Annotated in this window: 25 protein-coding genes and 1 tRNA gene; 12 read left to right on the plus strand and 14 right to left on the minus strand. The window is 33.9% G+C overall.

The features are described from left to right. Positions 1–173: 173 nt before the first annotated feature. Positions 174–1,634, plus strand: coding sequence for an RNA polymerase factor sigma-54 (gene rpoN / locus ACN0QX_RS01980; protein ID WP_417195257.1), 1,461 nt, complete (start codon positions 174–176; stop codon positions 1,632–1,634). Continuing rightward, positions 1,634–2,239 carry a hypothetical protein gene (locus tag ACN0QX_RS01985; RefSeq protein WP_376858744.1) on the plus strand — a complete coding sequence of 202 codons (606 nt, stop codon included), beginning with the start codon at positions 1,634–1,636 and terminating at the stop codon, positions 2,237–2,239. Before rpoN ends, ACN0QX_RS01985 begins: the two co-directional genes overlap by 1 nt. On the opposite strand, the gene ACN0QX_RS01990 is transcribed toward ACN0QX_RS01985, so the two are convergent. From ACN0QX_RS01990 to ACN0QX_RS02035, 10 genes are all read right to left on the minus strand, one after another. Then, positions 2,234–2,911: a porin family protein gene (locus ACN0QX_RS01990; protein WP_248397531.1), complete on the minus strand. Its 678-nt coding sequence runs from the start codon at positions 2,909–2,911 to the stop codon at positions 2,234–2,236. The genes ACN0QX_RS01985 and ACN0QX_RS01990 overlap by 6 nt on opposite strands. 122 nt (positions 2,912–3,033) lie before the next feature. After that, positions 3,034–3,516, minus strand: coding sequence for an ExbD/TolR family protein (locus ACN0QX_RS01995; RefSeq protein WP_248397529.1), 483 nt, complete (start codon positions 3,514–3,516; stop codon positions 3,034–3,036). A gap of 16 nt (positions 3,517–3,532) precedes the next feature. Next, positions 3,533–4,168, minus strand: a complete 636-nt coding sequence (locus ACN0QX_RS02000; protein WP_248397527.1) for an ExbD/TolR family protein — start codon at positions 4,166–4,168, stop codon at positions 3,533–3,535. Positions 4,169–4,170: 2 nt separating this feature from the next. Continuing rightward, positions 4,171–4,623 carry a hypothetical protein gene (locus tag ACN0QX_RS02005; RefSeq protein WP_248397524.1) on the minus strand — a complete coding sequence of 151 codons (453 nt, stop codon included), beginning with the start codon at positions 4,621–4,623 and terminating at the stop codon, positions 4,171–4,173. Positions 4,624–4,650: 27 nt separating this feature from the next. Continuing rightward, complete coding sequence (locus tag ACN0QX_RS02010; protein WP_248397522.1) at positions 4,651–5,427, minus strand: MotA/TolQ/ExbB proton channel family protein; 777 nt, start codon at positions 5,425–5,427, stop codon at positions 4,651–4,653. Between the two features lie 226 nt (positions 5,428–5,653). After that, positions 5,654–5,741 (minus strand) — tRNA-Ser (locus ACN0QX_RS02015). Between the two features lie 72 nt (positions 5,742–5,813). Further along, complete coding sequence (locus ACN0QX_RS02020; RefSeq protein ID WP_248397520.1) at positions 5,814–6,845, minus strand: asparaginase; 1,032 nt, start codon at positions 6,843–6,845, stop codon at positions 5,814–5,816. 2 nt (positions 6,846–6,847) lie between these two features. Further along, positions 6,848–7,615 (minus strand): TatD family hydrolase, encoded by a 768-nt coding sequence (locus ACN0QX_RS02025; protein ID WP_248397518.1) that lies wholly within the window; start codon positions 7,613–7,615, stop codon positions 6,848–6,850. A gap of 90 nt (positions 7,616–7,705) precedes the next feature. Beyond that, positions 7,706–8,443 carry a tetratricopeptide repeat protein gene (locus ACN0QX_RS02030; protein WP_417195262.1) on the minus strand — a complete coding sequence of 246 codons (738 nt, stop codon included), beginning with the start codon at positions 8,441–8,443 and terminating at the stop codon, positions 7,706–7,708. Positions 8,444–8,445: 2 nt separating this feature from the next. Beyond that, positions 8,446–9,027 (minus strand): RNA polymerase sigma factor, encoded by a 582-nt coding sequence (locus tag ACN0QX_RS02035; RefSeq protein ID WP_248397514.1) that lies wholly within the window; start codon positions 9,025–9,027, stop codon positions 8,446–8,448. Between the two features lie 144 nt (positions 9,028–9,171). On the opposite strand from ACN0QX_RS02035, the gene ACN0QX_RS02040 reads away from it, so the two are divergent. The 6 genes from ACN0QX_RS02040 to ACN0QX_RS02065 all read left to right on the plus strand — a co-directional run bounded on the left by ACN0QX_RS02040 (position 9,172) and on the right by ACN0QX_RS02065 (position 16,771). Beyond that, positions 9,172–9,615: a hypothetical protein gene (locus ACN0QX_RS02040; protein ID WP_417195265.1), complete on the plus strand. Its 444-nt coding sequence runs from the start codon at positions 9,172–9,174 to the stop codon at positions 9,613–9,615. Positions 9,616–9,911: 296 nt separating this feature from the next. Beyond that, positions 9,912–10,937 (plus strand): hypothetical protein, encoded by a 1,026-nt coding sequence (locus ACN0QX_RS02045; protein ID WP_417195267.1) that lies wholly within the window; start codon positions 9,912–9,914, stop codon positions 10,935–10,937. 75 nt (positions 10,938–11,012) lie between these two features. Beyond that, on the plus strand, positions 11,013–12,971 hold the full coding sequence (locus ACN0QX_RS02050; protein WP_417195269.1) for a PKD domain-containing protein: 1,959 nt from the start codon (positions 11,013–11,015) through the stop codon (positions 12,969–12,971). A gap of 39 nt (positions 12,972–13,010) precedes the next feature. Further along, positions 13,011–15,641: a CHAT domain-containing protein gene (locus ACN0QX_RS02055; protein WP_417195271.1), complete on the plus strand. Its 2,631-nt coding sequence runs from the start codon at positions 13,011–13,013 to the stop codon at positions 15,639–15,641. After that, on the plus strand, positions 15,613–16,068 hold the full coding sequence (locus tag ACN0QX_RS02060; protein WP_248397504.1) for a retropepsin-like aspartic protease: 456 nt from the start codon (positions 15,613–15,615) through the stop codon (positions 16,066–16,068). Before ACN0QX_RS02055 ends, ACN0QX_RS02060 begins: the two co-directional genes overlap by 29 nt. A 64-nt stretch (positions 16,069–16,132) precedes the next feature. Further along, on the plus strand, positions 16,133–16,771 hold the full coding sequence (locus ACN0QX_RS02065; protein WP_248397502.1) for a response regulator transcription factor: 639 nt from the start codon (positions 16,133–16,135) through the stop codon (positions 16,769–16,771). Between the two features lie 642 nt (positions 16,772–17,413). Here ACN0QX_RS02065 and odhB read toward each other — a convergent pair. Together odhB and ACN0QX_RS02075 are read right to left on the minus strand one after the other, a co-directional pair. Beyond that, entirely contained in the window at positions 17,414–18,694 is a 1,281-nt protein-coding gene (gene odhB / locus ACN0QX_RS02070) for a 2-oxoglutarate dehydrogenase complex dihydrolipoyllysine-residue succinyltransferase (protein ID WP_248397500.1), read from the minus strand. A gap of 27 nt (positions 18,695–18,721) precedes the next feature. Further along, a complete protein-coding gene (locus tag ACN0QX_RS02075; RefSeq protein WP_417195274.1) occupies positions 18,722–21,499 on the minus strand; it encodes a 2-oxoglutarate dehydrogenase E1 component in 2,778 nt (925 codons plus the stop codon). A gap of 113 nt (positions 21,500–21,612) precedes the next feature. On the opposite strand from ACN0QX_RS02075, the gene ACN0QX_RS02080 reads away from it, so the two are divergent. Further along, entirely contained in the window at positions 21,613–22,155 is a 543-nt protein-coding gene (locus ACN0QX_RS02080; protein WP_417195276.1) for an alpha-ketoglutarate decarboxylase, read from the plus strand. 8 nt (positions 22,156–22,163) lie between these two features. Here the strand turns inward: ACN0QX_RS02080 and ACN0QX_RS02085 are convergent, their stop codons facing one another. Next, on the minus strand, positions 22,164–22,514 hold the full coding sequence (locus tag ACN0QX_RS02085) for a hypothetical protein (RefSeq protein ID WP_417195277.1): 351 nt from the start codon (positions 22,512–22,514) through the stop codon (positions 22,164–22,166). Continuing rightward, a complete protein-coding gene (locus ACN0QX_RS02090) occupies positions 22,514–23,488 on the minus strand; it encodes a polyprenyl synthetase family protein (RefSeq protein WP_417195278.1) in 975 nt (324 codons plus the stop codon). The genes ACN0QX_RS02085 and ACN0QX_RS02090 overlap by 1 nt, the downstream gene beginning before the upstream one ends. A gap of 122 nt (positions 23,489–23,610) precedes the next feature. Between ACN0QX_RS02090 and ACN0QX_RS02095 the strand changes: the two genes are divergently transcribed. The 3 genes from ACN0QX_RS02095 to ACN0QX_RS02105 are packed head-to-tail and all read left to right on the plus strand — an operon-like array spanning position 23,611 to position 26,793. After that, on the plus strand, positions 23,611–24,228 hold the full coding sequence (locus tag ACN0QX_RS02095) for a TetR/AcrR family transcriptional regulator (RefSeq protein ID WP_376858711.1): 618 nt from the start codon (positions 23,611–23,613) through the stop codon (positions 24,226–24,228). A gap of 8 nt (positions 24,229–24,236) precedes the next feature. Beyond that, entirely contained in the window at positions 24,237–25,580 is a 1,344-nt protein-coding gene (locus ACN0QX_RS02100) for a TolC family protein (RefSeq protein ID WP_417195279.1), read from the plus strand. Positions 25,581–25,602: 22 nt separating this feature from the next. Then, positions 25,603–26,793, plus strand: coding sequence for an efflux RND transporter periplasmic adaptor subunit (locus ACN0QX_RS02105; RefSeq protein ID WP_248397487.1), 1,191 nt, complete (start codon positions 25,603–25,605; stop codon positions 26,791–26,793). Positions 26,794–26,798: the final 5 nt, after the last annotated feature.

Here is a 26,798-nt window from a genome sequence, read left to right on the forward strand (position 1 = left end):
TTTAGGTATGTCATTCAGAACAAAGCGAAGAAATCTTCAGATTCAGCGTAGCTAATCTTATTTTTAAAGACTTCGTTATAAAATTGAACTCAAAATAATTTTATAAAACAATCTGCGTTAATCCATAAATGTAGATTGTTTTTTTTATTTTTATAGAAACCCAAAACACACGCATGCTCAAGCAATTTTTACAATTTAAATTATCACAGAAGCTTTCGCCGCAGCAGATTCAATTAATGAAATTGATTCAGTTACCTACGCAGGCATTTGAGCAACGCTTAAAACAAGAGTTAGAAGAAAACCCAGCACTTGAAAGTGGTAAAGAGTCTTTAGAAGATGAGTACGATGATGATTTTGATAACAGTCAAGACGATTATGATGATACTGAAACCATCAACACCGAAGACATTAATGTTGATGAGTATTTAAGTGATGACGAAGTTCCCGATTACCGTACTCAAGCTAATAATTACAGTGCTGATGATGAGGAAAAGACCATGCCGTATGCCGCAGGAACCTCCTTTACGCAACATTTAAAAAACCAGTTAAATACGTTTCGTTTAAATGACGAAGAGCGTGAAATAGCGGAGTTTTTAGTAGGAAGTGTTGATGAAAGTGGTTATATCCGACGGGAATTAATAGATATTACAGACGATTTAGCCTTTACACAAAATGTGTACACCACAGAAGATAAAATTGAAGCCGTATTAAAAGTGGTCCATCAATTGGATCCTGCAGGTGTTGGTGCGCGTAATCTGCAAGAATGTTTAAGCATTCAATTGCATAGAAAACAAAAAAATCCAGATGTAGAATTGGCCATTGAAATTATTGACACTGCCTTTGAACAATTCACCAAGAAACACTACAAAAAACTAATTCAAAAGTTTGATATTACAGAGATACAACTAAAGGATGCCATTCATGTGATTGAGCATTTAAATCCAAAACCTGGTGGATCTTATGCAGGAAATAACCGCATAGTGGAACATGTGGTACCCGATTTTGCGATTCGTATTGTGGACGGCGAACTCGAGTTAACACTTAATGGCCGAAATGCGCCTGAATTACACGTTTCGCGCGAGTATAGCAACATGATGAAAGGCTATAAGGAAAGTAAGGAGAAATCTAAATCACAAAAAGATGCCGTTCAGTTTATCAAACAAAAATTGGATGCAGCCAAATGGTTTATTGAGGCTATTAGGCAACGACAGCAAACGCTATTTGTTACCATGAGTTCTATTATGCATTACCAAAAAGAGTACTTCTTAACAGGTGATGAGCGCAAATTACGCCCAATGATCTTAAAAGATATAGCTGACGAAATTGAAATGGATGTATCAACCGTTTCGCGTGTAGCAAACAGTAAATATGTGGATACACCGTATGGAACAAAGTTGATTAAGGAATTCTTTTCGGAGTCCATGACCAACGATCAAGGTGAAGAAGTATCAACCCGAGAAATTAAAAAAATATTAGAGACGGTTATCGAAGATGAAAACAAACGAAAACCCATGACAGACGACGCTTTAGCCAAAATACTCAAAGAAAAAGGCTATCCTATTGCCAGACGAACCGTTGCTAAATACCGTGAACAATTAGACATTCCTGTGGCTAGGTTACGAAAGAAAATCTAATGAACTTTATATTAAGAAGTGTTTCGTTTATTTTCCACCCTATAGTGATGCCATTGCTTGGTGTGATTTTCTATTTTTCAAAATCACCAAGGTATTTACCTATGGAAATCATTCAAGCAAAAGTGGTTTCCTTATTTATACTTACCATCTTACTGCCTATTTTGTTATATTTCTTATTAAAGTCTTTAGGTAAAACGGATTCTATTTATCTACAATCTACAAAAGAGCGCATTTTGCCGCTTATTTTAAACGCTATCATAACACTCTTAATTGTTATTCGCGTTTTACCGAGTCATGAAATAATAGAATTGTACTATTTTTTTGTAGGTATATTACTTTCCACTTTAAGTTGCCTCATTTTAGCTGTCCTAAAATTTAAAGCTAGTATTCATATGATGGCTGTATCTGGGGTGTTTATGTTTTACTTGGCCTTAAGTATTCATTTCAGTATAAATATTAATGGCACGTTGGCATTAATGGCCATCCTCATGGGCGCTATAGCCACTTCTAGATTACATGTAAAGGCACATACCTATCCTGAATTAATTACAGGCATATTCATTGGCCTTGTTCCTCAAATAATACTAGTGAATTATTGGTTATAGAATGTAAAATATGAGTCCCACTTTAACGGCGTTCATATCAACCGACTCATTGTTTACTCGTGCATTATTGAAAATAGGGTTCAAACCATAATACACAAATATATTCCAGGTATTATATCCTGCACTCATAGTAAGACCGTATTGAAAATCGTTAAAGGAATCAATTTTACTATTTTTAATAGTTCCCAAATCACCACGAAATTTAGAGGAATTGTATAATACATAACCTACATTAATACCTGTGTATATGCGCCAAAATTTATATTCTTCAGCTGTAGAGGTTCGCCAACGCAGTTGTAATGGCATTTCTACCATATACATAGTGAACTTATTTTTACTATAATTAATATCACTTTTATCCAACACCAGATAATCCAAATTACCAGAAGCATCTTTGGTAATTAAAAAATTATGATTAAAGGAGTTAGAAGACAACCCTAAACCTACTCCAAATGCCACATTTCGACGTTTGTTAATAGGTATATCCCGAATAAACCCCAAATGAAAACCACTTGAAAAACCACTTTGAGATACACCTTCTGGCCTATTGCCTACCAGGTTATAGGTAATACCTAAATAGAACTGATCTTCCCGATATTTGCTATCTACTTCTTGAACTAAAGAGTCCTGTACTTGTTCTTCCACCTGCGAAAACATCATGTGCAGTGACATAAAAAAAATTAATAATAAAAGGCGGTTTTTCATGAATACATTAAAAAAAGTGTCGGGTTTAATTTACAAAAAAAGGCGTTTAGATTTCTCAAAACGCCTTTATTTATAAAATTAAGAGTACTTTATTGATTTAGACTTTGTATGGCATCGCCTTTTCTAGTCTTATAATTTATTTTAAGAGCGTTTACTTCACGCAATTTTTGTTTTACATCAGATACAAGACCCATGTTGGTTTCCTTATCTACGCTTAAAACAGTAGTTAAGAAAGGAACTTCTTCCTCACGTTTACTGTCACGTTCGGCTGCTATAAACGCTGGAATTTCTGAAACGTCAGCAAACTTATCATTTAACTGAATACGTGCTTCTGATCCAAACTGCTTATAGGCACTACTTGGTTTTCCTGCATAGATATACATTAATAAGTTTCGTTTCGCTAACTTTTCAACTTGATCGGCTGCGGGCAACGTATTTTGAATTTTTAATGTATTCTGACGCATAACCGTAGCAACCATAAAGAAGAATAACAACATAAATACAATATCAGGTAATGATGCTGTAGATATAGCTGGTACGCCACCATCTTTTTTCTTTTTAAATTTAGACATAAATAATATGGTTTATCTAATTAGATTTTTTAGGTTCTGCTTCTGAAAATTTCTGCGGTATTAAAAGTTTAATTTCTTCAATTTTATCTTTTAATTGTGCTTTTCTTTCAGACGATGTTCTAGCATCGTTAAATTCAATATCGGCTTCTACAAAGTTAATACCTAAATTACCATAACGTTGTTCAAACTCACGATTACGCAACACATTATAGGCTGCTATAATCTCGTTTTGAACCGCTATATAGGTTTCGTAACTTGTACTTCTATCATTTTGTAAAGAAATAATTGCTTTCTGGAAATTATCTGAAGATTGCGGATTACGCTTTCCTTTACAAGCTTTACAAGCATCTTCTCCCGTTCCACCACCATTGTCTAAAAAGGCAACAGCAGCTTTTCGTAAATCTTTAAGCTTGATTAAATCTCCTTCACTTCCCGCTGCTTTCAAAAACAATTCATTGTTTCCATTCACGGTTAATTGAAAAATATTTCTTTCTTTAATAATAGGTGGTTCCGTTTCTTCAATTGGCGGCAACTTTCGGTTAAGACCAGAGTCTATCTCGATGGTTGTTGTTACCAAGAAGAAAATTAATAGTAAGAAAGCAATGTCGGCCATGGAGCCTGCATTAACTTCCGGTGCTGCTCTTTTTGCCATAATTATTTATTCGTTAGTTTTTTAACGCCCGATAATAACATAATTACCGCAGCTGAAGCTATTAGTATATAAAACGCTATTAATCCAGCGCCTACCAATTGCGATTCTCCCGAAGTTGCTTCTACGCCATTATAAAAATAAGGCGTTGTATCACCACCTGAAACCACATAAGCCACTATTAAAACAGCTGCAAAAATACCCACACTAATTAGGGTGTTTTTAAGCGTAGCTGTATTTGTAAATAGGTTCTTTAAAACGAAAACTACTACAAGCAGAACGGTTATAAACATAATAACATATGCTATATATGCCAGAGGATCTACAATACCAGTGTCGCCACTTAATGCGCCAGCTTTTATCGCTTCATCACCTTCAGATATTATTCTTACCAAGAACACCACACCTAAAAGGCCAAGGATTCCTGCTAAGATTTTTAAAATTTTGTGTAAATTCATAATTTAAAAAATTATTGCTGTTAATTATTACTTCTTGTGTCTAATCAATAAATCCATTAAAGTAATGGATGCATCTTCCATATCATTAACAATACTGTCAATTTTGGCAATGATGTAATTGTAGAAAACTTGAAGAATAATAGCAACAATTAAACCGAATACGGTTGTTAAAAGTGCTACTTTAATACCACCAGCAACTAAAGATGGTTGCATATCACCAGCAGCTTGAATTTTATCAAATGCTTGAATCATACCAATTACCGTACCCATGAATCCTAACATAGGAGCCAATGCGATAAATAATGAAATCCAAGATACATTTTTCTCTAACTGTCCCATTTGAACACCACCATAAGCAATAACCGCTTTTTCGGCAGCTTCTAAACCTTCGTCTGTTCTATCTAAACCTTGATAGAAAATAGAGGCAACAGGTCCTTTTGTATTTCTACAAACTTCTTTTGCTGCTTCAACACCACCTGATTGTAATGCATCTTCTACGTCTTGAGTTAATTTTTTTGTATTTGTTGAAGAAAGGTTTAAAAAGATAATTCTCTCAATAGCTATTGCTAAACCTAGAATTAAACATAATAATACAATTCCCATAAATCCTGGACCACCTTCTATGAAACGTTTTTTTAGTTCCTGATGAAATCCTAATGACTCTTCTGCTGCAACATCTTCTGTTGCATCGTCTTGAATTGAAGTAACAACTGTGTTTGCACTTGAAATTGCATTTGTAGTTGCGTTAGCTGTTCCGAATGCCACAAAACACATGATGGCGAGGATAGAAAATAATCTTTTCATTTGTTCTTGTTCTTAATTTTATTAGTTAAAGTGTTAAAGATATAAAAAAATTGTAATTAAAAAATTAAAATTAGAGCAGAGTTATTAGAGCTATTTTGTTCTAGCCCATTAAAAACACTACAAAAACCAAAGTAATTTATGATTTTTACCTGACAATTCACAACATTATTGTTTGTAATTTTTCAATAATTATATGCATTTCAAATTGTTACCAAAAATACTTTTGCAGAGAGGAAGGGATTCGAACCCTCGATACCCTTTTGAGGTATACACGCTTTCCAGGCGTGCGCCTTCGACCGCTCGGCCACCTCTCTGTTTTAAGTTTTCTTTTACAGGCAGCCAAATAACGAAAAATCTTTAAAAGGCGAAAATTTTGTAAGTTAATTTTATGCCATTTCTCCTCTTAATGCCGTTTCGAAAACCGTTTTAAAGGTTTTATTGGATATTTTCTCACCTAAAAGATACATTAACTTGGTAATTGCCGCTTCGGTTGTGATATCTTTTCCCGAAATAACACCAATTGTTTTTAACTGTGAACTGGTTTCATATTGACCCATATTAACACTCCCTCCTGAACATTGGGTAACATTAATAACTTGAACACCTTTTTTAATGGTATCTTTTATCAATTGTACAAACCAATCTTCTGTGGACGCATTTCCTGCGCCATAGGTTTCTAAAACAACACCTTTAATATGAGGATTGTTCAAAATACCTTCTAAAATGGCTTTAGAAATACCGGGAAATAGTTTAATAAGTGCAATATTGGTATTAAAATTTTTATGTACCAGCAGTTTTTTTCTAGCATTCGGCACAAAAAGCGCATCGTGGTTAATAGTAATATGCACACCAGATTCTGCTAAATGCGGATAGTTTAAACTTTCAAACGCTTCAAAATGCTCGGCATTAATTTTTGTTGTTCTATTTCCTCTATAAAGTTTGTATTCAAAATATAAACCAACTTCTCGTATAACTGGACGGTTTCTTACTTGTAAGGACGCCATTTGTATAGATGTAATTAAATTCTCTTTAGCATCTGTCCGTAAATCGCCAATAGGCAATTGCGATCCGGTTAAAATTACAGGTTTTGCTAAATTCTCCAACATGAAACTCAAAGCTGAAGCCGTATAACTCATCGTATCACTACCATGAAGTAATACAAATCCATCAAAAGCCTCATAATTGGTTTCAATAATTTCTGCCATTTGCACCCAGTATTCTGGACTCATATTAGATGAATCTATAGGGTCATCAAAGGATATGGTTTCAATATCGCAAGTAAGTAGCTTTAATTCGGGAATCCGTTTAAGGAGATTATTAAAATCGAACGTTTTTAAAGCGCCCGTATTGGGGTTTTTAATCATCCCAATGGTACCTCCTGTATATATTAAAAGAATTTTTGGACTCGTGTTTTCCATAATTATATATTAAAAATGGCTTTTGAATTTTGGGTTGTTATCTCAGCAATTTCCGCTTTTGGCACATTATACAATTCCGACAGTTTTTCTAATACCTTTATAATGTATCCACTTTCATTGCGTTTCCCACGGAATGGTTTTGGAGCAAGATAAGGCGAATCTGTTTCCAAAACAATGTGTTTTAATGGGATTTGATTCAGGAATTGATCTATTTTTCCATTTTTAAACGTTACTACACCACCTATTCCCAACTTCATATTATAAGAAATGGCTTGTTTAGCTTGGTCTAACGTTCCGGTAAAACAATGAAAAATCCCAAATAAATCATCCGATTTTTCGGTTTCAAGAACTTCAAAAATTTCATCAAATGCATCACGACAATGAATAACGATTGGTAATTTATATTTTTTGGCTAGTTGAATTTGATGTTTAAAAGCAATCTTCTGGATGTCTAACGTAGACGTATCCCAATACAAGTCAATGCCAATTTCACCAATAGCAAAAAAGGAGCGCTTGGACAATAAATCTTCAACATGAGCTAATTCGTCCTGATAGTTTTCTTTAACAGATGTTGGGTGCAAGCCTGTCATTAAATACACGTAATCTGGATAATCCGTTTCCAATTGTAACATGGCTTTGGTATAAGACGAATCTATTGCAGGAATAAAAAATCGTGAAACGCCAGAATCTAGAGCGCGTTGTATCATTTGGCTTCTATCGTCATCAAAAGCATCACTATATAAATGCGTATGTGTATCGGTAACTATCATGTTGCAAAAGTAAAAAAGTAACCACCAATGTGATTACTTTCTACTTTATAATTTTAATTTCTTCTGAAACGCGTCGGAAAGCATCTACTACTAATCTAATTTATGTAATAACTTTTGTGCTTGCTCATAATCTTCAGCATCTTCAGGAATTGATTTTAATATCTGGATACAGGATTCTTCATCCTTTTGTTTCAGTTTACTTAAAGCCAAATACCATGTTGCTTTGTGCTTATAAACGGAAGGTGTTTTCATAATTCCGTTGAAAAGCGCATCTGCTTGCTTATATTGATTCAACTCTACCAATGAAACAGCTTTATACAGTTGGTATTCTATATTATCAGGATCTGATTGTAATAGTTCTGAAAAATAGGTTTCAGCATCTTTATAATTATGATTATTAAAAGAGGACTCTGCCTTGGTTAACACCTCATCTTGATTGCCTCTAACGGTTAAGCTAATTGTGCCATAGTTGGCGAAATCATCATAAATAGGATTTGAAAATTGCTGACCAATAAAAAACCCGATAATTAAAATAGCTGCAGCCGCTACCGAATAAAACCATGGGTTTATACGTCTTACTTTAGACTTTGAACTTGGCTTATCTTTAAAATAATTATTTGAAACGGTTTCTAACGTCTTCTTAAAGGCATCCGTTTGTTCGGCATTTTTATAATGATTTTCTACAAATTGGGATGTTTTTTTATAGATTTCAAAGGCGTCATTATAAATAGGGTCTGTTTCTAATTGCTGTTCAAAAGCTTGTTTGCTTTCGTCATCCAGGTTTCCCGAGAGATAGTCTTCAAATAAAATATAATCTTGGTCTTTCATGGTTACGATTTTAGGTTGTTAAAACGAGGCGCTTCTTGAACCATTTTGCTAAGCTTACCAATACATAAAGATTTCTTTTTTCTGGCATAAGCGTAGCTTACACCTAAACTTTCCGCTACTTCCTCCATGGATTTAATTTTAAAGGTAGCTTTTAATAAATCTTTACAGGCTTTTCCTAATTTTTGAAACATTTCAGTAAATAATTCATGTTGTTGTTCAAATAATGTCGTTTCAAAAGCCAGTTCTTGCGCATCATCATCTTTAGATAACACCTCTTCATTAATTGTTACCTCTTTATTGCCAATTTTTTTTAATTGATTGAGCCATTTGCGTTTACAAAGCAGAAAAAAATAGGCATCAAATGGACAGGTTAGTTTTAAATCCTTTTCAATAGCTTGATTATAGATAGTAATTATGGTTTCTTGAATAACATCTTGTGCATGCGACTCATTACCACTATTCATTTTAATATAGTTTATCACTTTAGGCGCAAACGTATCATATATAGATTGTATAATGAATGGATTGTTTTGTACCAAACCATCAATATATTTTTGATCTTCATGAATTATTTTTTGGCTCATAAACCCTTGTATTTTCTACTAAAGTAAAAAAACTTTCAAATGTACGGGTAACAAAATGAAAATGATTTTGATATAAGGTTGTAAGCGTTAAAAAGCTTGCAAGCAGAAATTAAAAAATTTATTAATCCATTAAAACTATAGGTCATGAAAAATTCAATTTTAATTATCGCACTGGTGGCTTTTTCCATATTGCAAGTGAATGCCACTGACAAAAAACCCTTACTAAATTTAGAAACTGCCATTGCTACGGCAACATTAAAAAAAATAGTTCAAGTTTACGATTGGAATGTTACAACTACTAAAAATAGCTATTCAGGAACATCGCCAAATTTAGAACACGCCAACAAAATGATTGGTTTAGTAAGTTCTGGGGAAGTTGTTTTAAACAAAAAAATAGAGAGCTATTACATGTTTCAAAACCAAGCTAACAACAACAATAACCGCCTTTATTTCTGGGAAGTTACCAGTAGTAAAGGATACGCTCGAGGCTTCTCCTCTACAGAAGCAGATGCATACAACATGATAAAGCTTGTGGCTTCGGGTGACATTATTACGTCAAAAGTTATAATAAGTGGTGTTATAGAGTAAAACCAAAAACATATAAAGATGCTATTAATTGAGGGAGCTGAGAACTTCAACTCAGCTAAAAAAGAGCCTTTCATTCATTTGAAAGGCTCTTTTAATTGACGGCTCATTTCCACAAAAATATTAACGATAAGCAGTTTTTAAGGTTTTTAAAATAGCATTAAAAAAAATTATAATTAAAGTTTCAGCGGAAAACCACTGTAAAACATACACTTTTAAAAATAATTTTAAAAATAGGGTAACAAATAACAGACACTGTTTATATAAGTATGAATAACAATTTTAAAACTCAATGTATTATGAAAACAACAAATCAAAATCACGAATATTTATACACTTTAAATAACGTGAGCAAACAAGTAAAAACATTTTTTGGCATTGCAGCCATTGCATTATTAACCTTATCAAGCTGTACATCTAATGATGATAGCGAAATAACACCAAGTTCTGTTTTAGAAATTCCATCAGGACAAGATTTTGCAAATATTAGAAGTGAAGCTTTGAGCAACATAACCCAAAACTTCCAATTTAATGCCGATGATGGTCTAATTTCTTTAACATCAGAAAATGGTGTAGCCATTTCAATCAATGCAGGATGTTTAACTAAAAATGGGAATCCTGTTACCGGAATGGTAGATTTAGAATATGTTGAAATATTTGAAAAAGGTAATATGTTAACAACCAACAAACCAACTATGGGATTGCGGGATAATGGTAACAAAGCCCTATTAATTACAGGTGGCGAATTTTTCTTTGAAGCAACGCAAAATGGTGTGGCTTTAGAAACAACTTGTGCCATTCAATTACAAGTTCCAACTAGTTTGACAGGATCTGACGACCCAGACATGATTTTATGGAATGGTGTTATTGATGAAAACGGGGACCTTACTTGGGAAGAGGAAGCATTGGACGGTCAGCAAGGTGTTTTTGCCGAAGGTGGTTTATACTATGCTTTTTTAAACAATTTTGGCTGGACAAATATTGATCGTTTTTATAACGACCCTAGACCAAAAACAACTATTTATGCGCAAGCACCTATAGGTTATAACTTTTCAAATAGCGCCATTTATTTATCTTATGATGGTGAAGGGCCAGGACTAGCAGCTTTAGATACCTACGCAAACGGATTGTTTAGTGAACATTACGGTGAAATTCCAATTGGATTAGAGTGTCACGTTATATTTGTAACAGAAGTCGAAGGCGCTTGGAGATATGCCATAAAACCATATACTATTGAAGCCAATCAAGTTATTACGTTTTCTATGATGGAAACTGCCATAGCTAGTGAAGCCGATTTGATATCTATGATTAATGATTTGCCTTAATTTAACCTAGAGAAAGGCGATGGTTGTAATGACCATCGCTTTTTGTATTTTAGCAAGTACCTAACCCATTTTACTATGAGAACCTGTTTAACACTTTTCGTTTTTAGCTGTTGTTTTCATTGGCTTTCTGCACAAGAGATCCAAGCTCCAGATAGTATTCCGCGTGTAGCAACTATTAAGCATCGTGTAGAGAATAACGCCATACAATTTACACCAGAAACACCAATTTTAGAACAAATTGCAGGAGCTCCAAAAGCGTTCTATTCTTATTATTGGGAGTTTGATGATGGGACTTACAGCAAAGAAGAAAACCCAAAACACAACTTTAAAAAACCTGGCGATTATGAGGTAAAACTTTGGGCAACCAATCATTATGACACCGGAAAACCACCAAGCACACGACCTAAAAAAATAACAGTTTCCCAAACCAATAACGATTTTCAAGATGAAGCCTCCATGAGTGAGGATTTACTTTTAGAGCGCAATAGAGAACCTATGCCAAATGAAAATATGGTGGTAATTATGCGTTATAAAAACTACCTAAATTATAAGACTAATGGGAAACTCTATTTATTTTATAATGAAAAAGCGTATAAAACCGATAATTTTGAATTATTAGAAACCCGAACCTATCATAATGAAAAGCAACTCATTACTCCTGAATTTGCTTTTACTAATACAGTGGATGATGCCGATCAAACCTTAATGGCTTCAGCAGAAAATGGATTGTTTCACCTCAAAGCCAAACCACAAGATTCTACTATTAAAACCAACTTACCTCTAACGTTGGAAGAAAGCAAATCCTATTATAGAAATTCACAGCAATTGGCGTTTAATGATATGGAACCTAATGAGGAACGCAATGTTTTTTTCACCTTAAGAACACCGCCTGAAATGTTGAAGGATACGAGCGCCATAATTTCTATTCGCGGTGTGTATGTCCCAGACTCTAATTATGACAATCATAAAGTGAAAGACATGGAAATGGAAATTGTAACATCTCATGACCCTAACAAAATGGCGAGTAATGGCACCTTTATGAATTACCGTTTAGTCCGTTTTAAAACCTTAAAGTATAAAATAAAATTTCAGAATAATGGCGAAGGTCCAGCCAGAACCATCCGCTTGGAAACAGATATTCCAGATATGTTAGATAAATCTACCATTGAAGTTACCGATATGTATCCAAAATGTAAAATTTGCCCTAAAAACATAGAAGTACGCTACAGTTGTTTAGATACAACGTTTACAGATACGCAAGCAATCTTTACTTTTAAGAATATATATTTACCTGGTAGCGAACAAAAAAACGTGAAGGCATATGATTCCACCAAAGGTTTCGTAAAATACAATATTAAATTTGCGAAAGATTTTCACAAACAAAAAACCAAGAGTAAAACGGCCATTATTTTTGATAAAAACGATCCAATTATAACTAATTATTCCACCACCAGATTTGTTCCTGGCATTTCCATTGGCGCCAAAGCTGGATATAATTCGTTTTCCGATTTAAAAAACTCTGAAAGTTATTTTGTGGGTGCTACCATTTCTCCATATAAATCGTATCGCTGGTATTGGCAAGTGGAGGTGTTAAACAGTTTTCATAGCTACGATGCCGAAACCCATATTTCCGAACAATTTGTTAGAGAGGCTCAAGGATTTGAGTTTTTAGAACGTACTACTACCAACGCAAGTTATCAAAACATAGACTGGGAGATTCCTGTATTAATGCGTTACAACATTAATAATTATATTGGAATTGGTGCTGGTTTACAGGGAATGTTATCTATCAGCGAAAAAGAAACTGAAGCCCTTTTAGTAGAACAATTTGAAGGTAGAACAGATGATTTTGTTATTAATAGTTTCTCAACTTCCAACAAGGAATCCAATTCCTTTACCAATTTTAAAGCAGGCTTGTTGTTAGATGTTACGGCGGGATTTGCCCGAATTGGCCCTAGTATTGGCGCACGATATGTTATTAATTTCAAAGACGATTTCAACTATTTACAATTATACGCCATCTGGAAGTTTTAAAAATCATTCAAGAATCTATTAGAATTAATGTTTCATTATTTGCAAAATTTCAAAAACAAGCAGCCGTTTGCAATTCCAAAATTTTGGATTTTTGCTGTGTTTTTATGGTTTCAAGTTCAGGTACAAGCCCAAAGTTTAGAGGATGCCATTTATTCGGCAACTGAAACATTTATTGCCCATAAAAACCAACAAACTTTTCAAGTTTTAAGTACGAAAGAAACCACTTTCAAAAATCAGATATCTTCCAAAAATGAGGAATTGGCCTATGTATTTCTACTTTGCAATAAAGCCTATTATTTAAACGAAAACAACCAACTACCAGATGCTATATTAAATTACGAAGCAGCAAGAACACGCTATAATAAAAATCAGCTTTACACCATTTCTGATTATGATATTACAGAGTACTGCTTAAAACCATTGGGTAATTTATATACCAAAACAAACAATTACACCAATGCAGAAAATACCATTAAGCAATATGTTGCTTTGGCAGAAAAAAGCAAAAATAACACACATTATATTTCGGGCATTATTAATCTTTCGGTGTTATACCAAACGCGAGGCATGCATGAATCCGTTTTAAATTTGATTAAAAAAACAGCTAATATTCCTAACATATCAGAAACGCAAAAAAATAAACTGAATACTTTAAAAGCTTCCAGTTCCATAGCTATAGCTGGCACTTCCAATTATAATTTGGATAATGATGTGATATTTTCAAATCAAGATGGGCTGTACAATACCAATCGTTTGGCCTATGAATTAGCTTTAAAAAAAGGTGATTATGAGTCGGCTTTAAAACATTTAAATCTTTCCACAATATATCAAAAACGGGATTCGCTTACTTTGAGGGAAATAGCTAAAAACCGTTTAGAAAAAGGGCAATTACACTATTTATTAAACGATTTTGAACAAGCAAATCAGCAATTACAAGTAGCCTTACATACCTTACTCCCAAATTTGGAACGTAAGGCTGTTCCTGCCAGAACAACTTTATACCCAGAAAACACCTTTATAGATATTTTCGATTTGTTAGCTAGACTTCAATCTGATTCAGAAAAAGCGCTTCAGTATTATGATTTAAGTTTTTACGTTTCGCGTTTAATTACTTCAAATGTAACATCTCAAGAATCTAAAATTGCGAATCAATCTGCCAACCGCAAACGCAGTGAGAATTGTTTGGAGTTACTTTATAAAATTTATCAAAAATCATCTGATCCAACCATTTTTGAGCGCGCCTTGCAATATTCAGAAATGCAAAAAGCTTCAGTTTTAAAAGATATGTTTCAGAAGAAAACACTTTTAGAAGAACATCCAACCGATTCATTACTTCTTAAAGAACAAGCTCTTTTACGGGAACAAGAAGAATTAACTACTATCATGATTAAAAAACAATTGGGTTACCAAGCTATTAAAAATGATAGCCTAAACACCCAGCTTTTAGATATTAGTGTCCAACTAAAAAGACTTCAAAAAACAATTGCAGATCGGTATCCACAAATTGAAAATCGGGTTTCCAGTTCGGAGATTCATAAACAATTACAACAGGATGATGCCAACCTCATCCTATATTTTTATGGCCAACGTGCGGTATATCACTTTATCTTTTCCGAAGAAAATACCGCTTTTATTAAAACACCTATAACAGAAACCTATACGAATAGCATAACAAGCTTTATTCATTTATTTGATGACCCTTCTTTTATTAACAATAATATTAAGGCATTTACCAACCAAGCACACGCCTTATACAAGCAGCTTAATTTAAGTGAAATATCACCTTCTAAAAACCTCATCATTATTCCAGATGGCATCCTCAATTTTATCCCTTTTGAAGCTTTACTAACAGAGCAAATGGAAACGAATAGTTTTAAGGATATGCCATTTATTGTAACGCAACAAGCGGTTGTTTATAATTCTAGTTTGGCATTTTATCTACAACCAAAAAAAACTTCTAAAAACACGAGTTTATTGGGCATTTTTCCGGTTTTTGAAAACACAAATCAACCGCTCACGTATTCCATCCAGGAAGCGGAAGCCATAAAAAAGGAAACGCATGCTTCGCTTTATATGCATACACAAGCTACTAAACAGCGTTTTATGGATGATGCGTCAAAATTTAGTATTTTACATTTATCGACACATGCTACTGGTGGCGATTTTAGCAATCCAGCAAGTTTAGCTTTTTCTGATGAGCCTATGCTACTAAATGAATTGTACAGTTTAAATATACGTCCAGATTTAGTGGTTTTAAGCGCTTGTGAAACAGGAATTGGCAAACTTCAAAAGGGTGAAGGCGCCATGAGTATTGCCAGAGGTTTTCAATATGCAGGAGCTAAAAATGTGCTGTATTCATTATGGCAAATTAACGATGCTTCCACAGCTACATTAATGTCATTTTTTTACAAATCACTTCAAGAAACAAACTCTGTCTTTACCGCTAATAGGCAATCCAAATTAATGTATTTACATGATGATTCAATTAGTAACATTAAAAAATCGCCTTATTATTGGAGTGCCTTTGTATATTACGGTAACGTTGTAGCACCAACAGCAAAAGACCAAACAGTTTATTACATCCTTGGCATTTTAGCGCTTTTAATTATTGTATTTTTGGTAATCAGAAAAGGAAAAACGAATGAGCGAAAAACCAGAAACCAGTCTTAAAGACTTTCTTTTAGAAAAAGGCTACACCAAAATAAAATTAAAGTTAACCAAAACCAATCACTTTGAAATCAAATCGACTATCAACGGTATAAAAGGTAATTTTATATTAGATACTGGTGCTTCTAGTTCTTGTGTGGGTTTTGAAGCTATTGAAACCTTTAAGCTAAAGGTTATTGATTCTGAAGTCAAGGCTGCAGGAGCTGGTGCCATAGATATGTTGACGCAGATTTCGAAAAAAAATCAAATTAAAATTGGCCAATGGAAACAAGATAAGGTTCCGCTAATTTTGTTTAATCTAACCCATGTAAACACGGCATTAATCAATCATAATGCGCAACCAGTGGATGGTATTATAGGTGCTGATATTTTAAAGAAAGGAAAAGGCATAATTGATTATGAAAAGAAATATTTATATTTAAAACTGTAAGATAAAACTTCAACATCTTAAATTTACTTATCTTTATACTAAAGACCTATTAACTAACCACCACATGCAATCTTCAATTATTATAGCGGACGATCACCCACTCATGTTACGTGGGCTTCATGATTTTTTGAAGTCCAAGGGGTATAATATTTTGGGTAGTGGGAAGGATGGTAAAGAAGCCTATAATTTAATTGTTAAACACAAACCAAACATTGCTATTCTAGATATCAGGATGCCTTTTTTAACGGGGCTGGAGGTAGCGGAAGAGTGTTTAAAAAATGGGATTAAGACTAAAATTATTTTAATAACCTTTGATAAAGGTGAAGAGTTGTATGATAAAGCTCAAGAATTAAAAATTTTTGGATATATTTTAAAAGAATTTGCCATTGAAGAAATTGAGCTTTGTATTGAAAGCGTAACCAATAACAAACCCTATTTTAGTGCAGAAATTGCTCAATATTTGAATTCACAAACTAACACCCAACGACCGCATTCCTTAAGCGAATTAACAAAAACAGAGATTAAGGTGTTATCGTTAATAGCTCAAAACAAAACGGCTAATGAAATTGGCAATGCCCTATCTGTATCTGGTAGAACTATAGAAAAACACAAGAGTAATATTATTAAAAAACTAAACCTGGAATCCAAGCACAATAGTCTTTCTCTATTTGCTAAAGAAAACGAACAGTTTTTAGAGTCCTAATAAAAATACGTAGAACTACGTATTTCACAAGACAGAAGGATGGCGTATATTTACAGTGCTATTAATCGGAGACCTTGTTTTACAGTAACAGGTTGAATATCAAAAGGCTTTAAAGGTTTTACCTTTAAGGTCTTTTTTTTTTTGCGCTATAAATGAAAAGCAGCAAAAATACGTAGAACTACGTATTTTTTATATGGTTTATGTAACATACCTTTACCATGCTATTAGTTAGTTATTTGAGGGGATTTAATAGAGGGCTTTTAATCATCTGATTAAAAGCCCTTTTTTTAGATTCTAATGTAAAAATCAAAAAATACGTAGTTCTACGTATTTCTTAAATGATTCTTTATTGTTACCTTTATCATGCTATTAATCAAAGATGTGGAGTTTTCTATTTTTAGATTATTTCTTCTTTAAAAACAAATAAAATGGAACATTCCAATCTACCAAACAACCTTGAAATCATGCAAAATTCAAACATGAGTAAATTTTTCGTTTTCGGGATTATCGTACTAGTCGTTCTTGTTATATCGCTAAATATTCTTGTTTGCTTTTTTTAGTAAGTTAGTTATTATGTATTCAAGAAAAAAGCGCTACTTCTTTTAGAAGTAGCGCTTTCGTATTATATAGAATTGTATTTTATTAAAGCTCTAAAGCTTTCATAACATTATTATCCATTAATAATTCTGTTGGATTTTCTAATGCTTCTTTTACTGCTACTAGGAAACCTACAGATTCTTTACCATCAATAATTCTATGATCGTAAGATAAGGCTACAAACATTATTGGACGTATTTCAACCTTACCATCAATAGCTACAGGTCTTTCAACAATGTTGTGCATTCCTAAAATTCCACTTTGAGGTGGGTTGATAATTGGTGTTGAAAGCATACTTCCAAAAACACCACCATTAGAAATGGTAAACGTTCCACCTGTCATTTCATCTACCGTAATTTTCCCATCTCGTGCGCGAAGAGCCAAGCGTTTCACCTCATTTTCAACACCTCTAAAGGTTAAATTTTCGGTATTTCTAATTACAGGAACCATTAATCCTTTTGGACCAGAAACAGCTATTGAAATATCAACGAAATCATAAGTAATCATTTCGTTTCCATCGATCATAGAGTTTACATCTGGATACATTTTCAAAGCTCTAACAACAGCTAAAGTAAAGAAAGACATAAAGCCTAATCCTACACCATGCTTGTTTTTAAAAGCTTCTTTGTATTCATTTCGCAATGCAAAAATTGGTGACATATCTACTTCGTTAAACGTAGTAAGCATAGCCGTTGTATTTTTAGCTTCCACTAAACGTTCTGCTACTTTACGCCTTAACATAGACATTCTACTTCTAGTGCTTGATCGGTTTCCACCTGTTGGTGTTCCCATAGAAGGCACTGCTTTTACAGCATCATCTTTAGTAACGCGACCGTCTTTTCCAGTTCCTGAAATTTCTGAAGCATCCATATCTTTTTCAGCTAGAATCTTTTTAGCTGCAGGACTAGCAACACCAGATGCGTATGATTTATTAGCAGGATTTGATGCTTTATCATGATTAGATTTCTTCTTATCTGAATCCAAATCTTTAACTAATTCCTCGGTTTCTTTTTTTGTAGCGCCACCTTCATCGCCACCACCTTTATAGGATTCTGGCGCATCCTTTTCTGATCCGCCTCCTGGCTTTTCAGCTGACGTATCAATTAAACACACAACCGCTCCAACTTCTACAGCGTCACCTTCTTCTGCTTTAAGTGTTATGGTTCCACTAGCTTCGGCAGGCAATTCTAAAGTTGCTTTGTCACTATCTACTTCTGCAATAGCTTGGTCTTTTTCTACGTAATCACCATCCGCAACTAACCATGTTGCAATTTCTACTTCTGTAATAGATTCTCCTGGCGAAGGAACTTTCATTTCTAAAATCATCGTGATACTGTTTTAGTTTTTAATATTTTAATGTTGGTTGTTTTTCGTTTTGTCAAACACGAAGTCTATAACTTCTTTATGACGTTTTTTAGAACGTACAGAACTACCAGCTGCTGGTGCTCCATAAGGTCTACGCGATACCGCTCTAAATGTTTTGGCTTCGTCCAAATGCATTAACATGTGGCTATATGCGCCCATGTTTCTTGGTTCTTCTTGAGCCCAAACAATTTCTTCGGCATTTTTATATTTCTTCATTACCCCTCTAATAGCTTCTGTTGGCAATGGGAATAATTGTTCTATTCTTACCAAAGCTATATCTTTACGATTTAAGTTTTCGCGCTCTTCCTGTAAATCATAATAGAACTTACCAGTAACAAATACTAATGATTTTACATCAGTAGTTTTAATTTCCTGATCGTCTATTACTTCTTGGAAACTTCCATTTGCAAATTCGTCAACGGTTGAAACCACTTTAGGGTTACGCAACAAACTTTTTGGTGTAAATATAATTAAAGGTTTGCGGTATTCAGCTTTTACTTGTCTGCGTAATATATGAAACATATTGGCTGGCGTTGTACAGTCGGCCACAAACATATTATCCTTGGCACACAGTTGCAAATAACGCTCCATACGTCCGGAAGAATGTTCTGCTCCTTGCCCTTCATAACCATGCGGTAAAAGCATAACTAATCCGTTTTGAAGTTTCCATTTATCTTCGGCTGCAGAGATGTATTGATCCAACATAATTTGTGCACCATTACTAAAATCGCCAAACTGGGCTTCCCAAATAGTTAAAGTTCTAGGGCTTGCCATGGCATAACCATAATCAAAACCTACAACACCATATTCTGATAGCAATGAGTTATAAATATAGAATTTACCTTGATCATCACTTAATTGATTGTGAAGGATAATTTCTTCCTCACTATCCTCTACTTTTACAACGGCATGTCTGTGAGAAAACGTTCCACGCTCCACATCTTGACCAGAAATTCTAACATCGTTACCATCTAATAATAAGGTTCCATAAGCTAAATGTTCTGCCATAGCCCAATCCAGTTTGTTTTCATCAAACATGGTTTGTCTAGACTGTATTAAGCGTTCAATTTTACGAATGAATTTTTTATCCTTTGGAAGATTTGAAATAACCTTCGTTACTTTTTCTAGATCGGCTTTGCTACAAGTTGTATCAACCGGTTCCATCATTTTATTTTCGTCCGCAGTTGTGTAATCTTCCCATTCGTTTTGCATGAATGGTGTGATTTCCGTTTTATCTTCTTTTCTAGAATCTTCTAAATTTTCTTCTAATTTATTTTTATAGTCTTCTTCCAGTTTTTTAACATAATCCTCATCAATAATTCCTTCAGAAATAAGCTTTTCAGCATAAATATCTCTTGGGTTATGATGTTTTGCAATAGCTTTATACAATTTTGGTTGTGTAAAACGTGGCTCATCCCCTTCATTATGACCATATTTTCTATAGCCTAATAAATCGATAAATACATCGCGTTTAAATTTCATTCTGAAATGCAATGCGAATAACATGGCGTGAACAACAGCTTCCACATCGTCTGCATTAACATGTAATACAGGAGATAGTGTTACTTTGGCAATATCTGTACAATATGTACTAGATCGTGCATCCAAATAATTGGTAGTAAAACCGATCTGGTTATTAACAACTATGTGAATGGTTCCACTCGTTTTATAACCATCTAACTGCGACATTTGAACAATTTCGTACACCAAGCCTTGACCTGCAATAGCAGCATCACCATGAACAACTATTGGTAATACTTGCGATGGATTATCGGCATATTTATCATCTTGTTTAGCTCTAACTATACCTTCAACTACGGCGCCTACGGTTTCTAAATGCGACGGGTTTGGGGCAATATTTAAATTAATTTTATTGCCGTTATTGGTTTCTCTATCACTGGTCCAACCTAAATGATATTTCACATCACCATCAAAAACCTCCTGCTCATAATCTTTACCGTCAAATTCACTAAAGATATCTTTAGCCGATTTTCCGAAAATATTTGTCAATGTACTTAAACGGCCACGGTGTGCCATTCCCATTACAAATTCTTTCACATCATAATCCGAAGCACTTTCAATTAAGGCGTCTAATGCTGGGATTAAAGACTCACCTCCTTCTAAAGAGAATCGTTTTTGTCCTACATATTTGGTATGTAAAAAGGTTTCAAAGGAAACGGCTTCATTTAATTTTTTAAGAATATGTTTCTTCTGATCTGCATCAAAATTTGGCAGATTATCATTAATACTCAATTTTTCCTGAAACCATTTAATTTCTTCAGGTTTTCTGATATACATATATTCTACTCCTATTGAGTGACAATATATATTATCTAAATGCTTAATAATGGCGCGCAATGTTTTTACGCCAGAACCTATGGTGTCTCCTGCATTAAAGGTGGTATCCAAATCGGATTCTGATAGTCCGAAATTTTCAATAGCCAAAGTAGGCGAATACGTACGTCTGTCACGAACAGGGTTTGTTTTTGTAAACAAATGTCCACGATTACGATACCCATCAATTAATTGTAATACCTGAAATTCTTTGGTGACACTAATAGAAACATGTTCGCAGGAAACATCCGTTCCCATAACTTGCTCTGTTTCCACCTTGTCTGTTATGCCATAGCTTTCACTACCAAAGTCGTAACCTTGAAAAAAGGCTCTCCAACTTGGCTCGACAGAATCTGGGTTTTGTAAATATTGGTCGTATAAATCAGCAAAGTATGCTGAATGTGCTGCGTTTAAAAAAGAATATTTATCCATAAATGAATTAAAACTGAATCGTTCAGACTAAATTTATACAAAAGTACAACTTTTACTAAAATTAGATATGGTTTTCTTACATTTATAACATGTAATTAACTAAAATTTTGAAAATGAAACAGGATTCTTTATTTCATAAATTAAATAGTTTCTTCATAGGTTTTTTCTGCCTCATTACTATGAGTGTTACCGCACAAAATAATTCAAATGATTTTTGGAGTCATGTTCGCTTTGGTGGCGCCGTTGGATTAAGTTTTTCTGGTGATTACTTCAGCGGGACGTTGGCACCAAGTGCTATTTATCGTTTTAACCCGCAATTTGCCATGGGTGTTTCACTAAACGGAACCTATTCTTCTAGAAAGGACTATTACAAATCTACTATTTTAGGTGGAAGTGTTCTTGGACTTTTTAACCCTATCCCACAATTGCAGCTTTCAGCTGAATTTGAAGAATTAAATGTGAGTCGGAATTGGGAAAATAGACTTCTAATTGCAGACGAGAACTATTGGTATCCGGCATTGTTTTTAGGCGCTGGTTACACCATAAGTAGTGGGCGCGTGTCTACAGCTATTGGAATTCGTTATGATGTGCTGTATGATAGAGATAAGAGTATTTATGGAAGTTCTTGGATGCCGTTCTTTAGAATTTATTTTTAAAAATAAATTTATGAATACTTATTTTTAAACCAAACCTTTTGCCACTCGCGCTGTAGCACTAAAAAAGCCACCTGTTCTGCCATAATAATGGTATCTGAACCGTCCAACTCGCGAACTTTGGTTTCAGAAACATCAATAATGTAGAGCAGATTTAAATAATCCATGAACTTTTCTTGGATTAATTTATAAACCATTTCATGCAACATGAATTTTAAACTAGTTGGGAGTATTTCCAGATCCAATTCCAAATCCACATTTGCCAAAGCTAAATCCTTATTCAATTGCTGAATTAACTTCTGATAGAGTTCGAACTGATTGGCTTCATCAATTAAATCGGTAAAAGTTGTAGGTAATTGCATTATACATTCCTGTTCATTAACTGCTGACCAAACGTTTTTAATAACATCTTTTTTTCTTCAGAAATTTGTAGCTGCTCTAAAATACCAAAAGCTTTATTGGTATATTCCTCTATAACCTGCTTGGTTGCTAAACTAGAGCCAGAGGTGTTAAAAATATCTTTAATGGTTTCTATTTTATTGGTCTGGTCGGTAGGTTTTAAACTGAATAAATGTAAAAGCTGCTGCTTATCATCATCACTAGAAAACTCCAAGGCTTTTAAATATAAATAAGTTTTTTTGTTTTCAATAATATCACCACCAACTTGTTTTCCAAATGTTTCGGGATTGCCAAATGCATCTAAATAATCATCTTGTAGTTGAAAGGCAATTCCTAAATTTAAACCAAACTCATACATATTGCGTTTATCTTGTTCCCGAACCTGCGCAACAATTGCACCCATTTCCATAGCAGCACCAACCAAAACGGCTGTTTTGTATTCAATCATTTTTAAATATTCAGGAATAGACACATCGTCACGGGTTTCAAAATCTACATCATACTGCTGACCTTCACAAACCTGTAAAGCTGTTTTGCTAAATAATTTAGCAAGTGCTTGAAACGTTTCGGGCTCATAGTTTTCAAACAACTGATACGCCATAATTAGCATGGCATCACCGGATAAAATCCCCGTGTTTAAATCCCATTTCTCATGAACGGTTTCTTGACCCCTTCGCAGAGGTGCATCATCCATAATATCATCATGAACCAATGAAAAATTATGAAAAACTTCAATACTTAAAGCCGCATTTAACGCTTTGGTATAGTGACAATCAAAAATCTCTGCAGTCATTAAAGTTAAAACAGGACGCAAGCGTTTTCCACCTAATTGTAATATATAATTAATTGGATTGTATAACGATTTTGGTTCTTTTTCTTGAATATACGCATCCAAGTAATCCACAAAGGCTTGCTGATAATAAGGTGTGTTTTGCATAAAGCAAAAATAAGGCAATTCATTTAATTATTACAACACCTTTCTCCAATATTAAGAAAAGGTTAATACTATGGAAACTTTTTTGGTTTTTAAAGTTTCCTTTGATATATTTGCACCTTATTATGAAAGATAAAATTCTTAAAAGTTCGGCTGATTTGTTTTTAAACTACGGGTTTAAAAGCGTGACTATGGACGATATTGCCAATGAAATTGGTGTATCGAAAAAAACCATATACCTACACTATGCAACGAAAACGAAATTAGTTCAGGCAACAACCTTATATATGTTTGAATTTATTTCGCAAGGTATTGATTGTATTTGTGCTTTAAATCAAAATCCTATTGATGAAATTTTTGAAATCAAGAAATTCACCATGACCCATTTAAAAGATGAAAAATCATCACCACAATACCAACTTAAAAAATATTATCCTAAAATTTTCGAATCACTAAAAAACGATCAATTTCACATCATGCAAGATTGTGTAAAAAATAATTTAATTCGTGGTGTATCAGAAGGACTATATCGTGAATCCATTGATGTTGAATTTGTATCCCGACTCTACTTTAATACCATGATGAGCTTAAAGGATGTTGATATATTTCCAACCAATGATTTCCCCATGAAACAGTTAATGGATAATTATTTAGAATATCATATTCGCGGGATTAGCACCAAAAAAGGAATTGACAAATTAGACACCATATTAAGTGACAGCTCAAAAATAAAAATAGACTAAAACAAACAATGAAACATAAATCACTATTAATAGTCAGCCTATTATTTTCCACTTGGTTAATAGCGCAAGAAACGCCAAGTACATTAACCTTACAAGAAGCGATAGATTATGCCTTAATAAATAACCGATCCGTTAAAAATGCTGTTAGAGATATTGAAGCTGCCGAAAAACAAAAATGGGAAACCACAGCTACAGGTTTGCCACAAATAAATGGCGCTGTAGATTACCAAAATTGGATAAAACAACAAGTTTCCTTACTTCCAGCAGAACTTGCAGGTGGTACGCCAGGCACATTTGTACCTGTTGAATTTAGTCCAAAGCAAAGCATAAACGCTACGGCTACTTTAAGTCAGCTACTTTTTGACGGCTCGTATTTGGTTGGGTTACAGTCTGCAAAAGTGTTTCTAGAAATTTCAGAGAATGCTAAAATCAAAACCGATTTAGAAGTAAGAAATGCCGTAATCAACGCGTATGGAAACGTGCTTTTAGCCGAAGAAAACTTGAACATTGTCAATAAAAACATTGAGGTGCTTGAAAAAAATCTTTTTGAAACTACCAAAATATATCAAAATGGTTTAGCTGAAGAAGAAAGCGTGGAGCAATTGCAAATTACTTTAACGGGTTTAAAAAACTATTTAAATAATGTCAAGCGTTCTAAAGATATAGCCTATCAATTATTTAATATTACGTTGGGAATTGATTTAAACACGCCCATTTCTCTAATAGATAGTTTAGAAACTCTCACGCTCCAAAACATATCATTAGAGCTCTTGGAGGCAGATGAAAATATTGAAAACAGTATTGATTACCAAATTGCAAAAAATCAAGAGGAATCTCAAGAATTACTTTTAAAACTTGAGAAAAGCAGCTTTCTACCAACCTTAAGCGCATTTATAAACGGTGGATATAGTGGTTATGGTGAAAAATTTAATTTTGCTAACAATAATCAAGAATGGTATGGGTCTTCTCTTTTTGGTGTAAATATGTCCATTCCCATATTTAGTTCTGGTATGCGGAGTGCCGCAACCCAGCGCGCTCGAATAAATTTAGAAATAGCCCAAGAGGAACTAACAGAAACCGAACAGCAGTTAAAATTTCAAATATCAGCTGCAAAAAGTGACTACCAGTTTGCCATTGAAGAATATCAAAACAAGCAACAGAATTTAAATTTAGCAGAACGCATTGAAGAAAAGAACCAAACTAAATTTTTTGAAGGTATAGCGTCTAGTTTTGATTTAAGGCAAGCACAAACACAACTGTATACGGCTCAACAAGAATATTTGCAGTCTATGTTTAATGTTATTACCAAAAAATCTGAACTAGAAACCGTACTAAACACACTAAATTATTAAGCCAATCCATCACAATAAAATCATGAAAAATATAAAAATCCTAATTATTCTTGCCCTTATCATATCGTCTTGTGGCAGTAAAAATGAAAAATCGCTTGATGCTGTTTTAGCATCAAACAATTTATCTGAATTAAAAGAAAGACGTTCGCAAATTGATACCAAGCAACAAGAGCTTAATGACCAGATGGCCTTATTAAATGAAAAAATAGCAAAACTAGATACTATTAAAAAAGTACCTTTAATAACTACTTTTAAGGCAAAAGAGGAGGTTTTCAAGCACCAATTAGAAATACAAGGTAATGTTACCACTAAAGATTTATTAGTTGTAACGCCAGAATACAATGGTATTTTAACCAAGGTTTATGTAAAGGAAGGTCAGCAGGTAAAAAAAGGACAAATTCTTGCTAAAATTGATGATGGTGGTTTAAGTCAGCAACTAGCACAATTAGAAATTCAAGCAAATTTGGCCAAAACAACCTTTGAACGTCAAAAGCGTTTGTGGGATCAGAATATTGGCAGTGAAATCCAATATTTACAGGCTAAATCTTCTTCAGAATCGCAAGCAGAAGCAGTGAATCAACTAAAACAACAAATTTCAAAAACCACGGTTACTGCACCTTTTTCTGGTACCATAGACGATATCATTACCGAACAAGGAAGTGTGGTTATGGCAGGACAAAGTCAACTAATGCGTATTGTAAATCTAGATAATATGTATATAGAAACGGATATTCCTGAAAGCTATATTGGCAGTGTAACAAAAGGCAAAGATGTTACGGTTGAATTTCCAATTTTAGGAGAAACCATTGAGACTAAAGTGCGTCAAGCTGGCGATTATATTAATCCTGCGAACCGAACCTTTAAAGTAGAAGTGAGTGTGCCAAATAAGGACAATAATATTAAACCAAACTTAACAGCGCGTCTTAAAATTAACGATTATACAAGTGAAAAGGCCTTACTAATTCCACAAAGTATTATTTCTGAAAATGCAGATGGCGAGCAGTACATTTATATTCTTTCTAATAAAAACAATAATGGTGAAGGAGACGTTAAACGCGTTATTATAAAAACAGGAAAAACACAAGGAGACGTTATTGAGGTTTTAGAAGGCATAGAAGATGGTGCTGAAATTGTTCAAGAAGGCGCTAGAAGTGTTAAAGATGGTCAAACCGTTAGAGTTGTAGATATGCAAACTGAAAGCACTAACAACTAAAAAGA

The organism is Bizionia sp. (assembly GCF_048259285.1).
Taxonomy (GTDB): domain Bacteria; phylum Bacteroidota; class Bacteroidia; order Flavobacteriales; family Flavobacteriaceae; genus Algorimicrobium; species Algorimicrobium hallyeonense.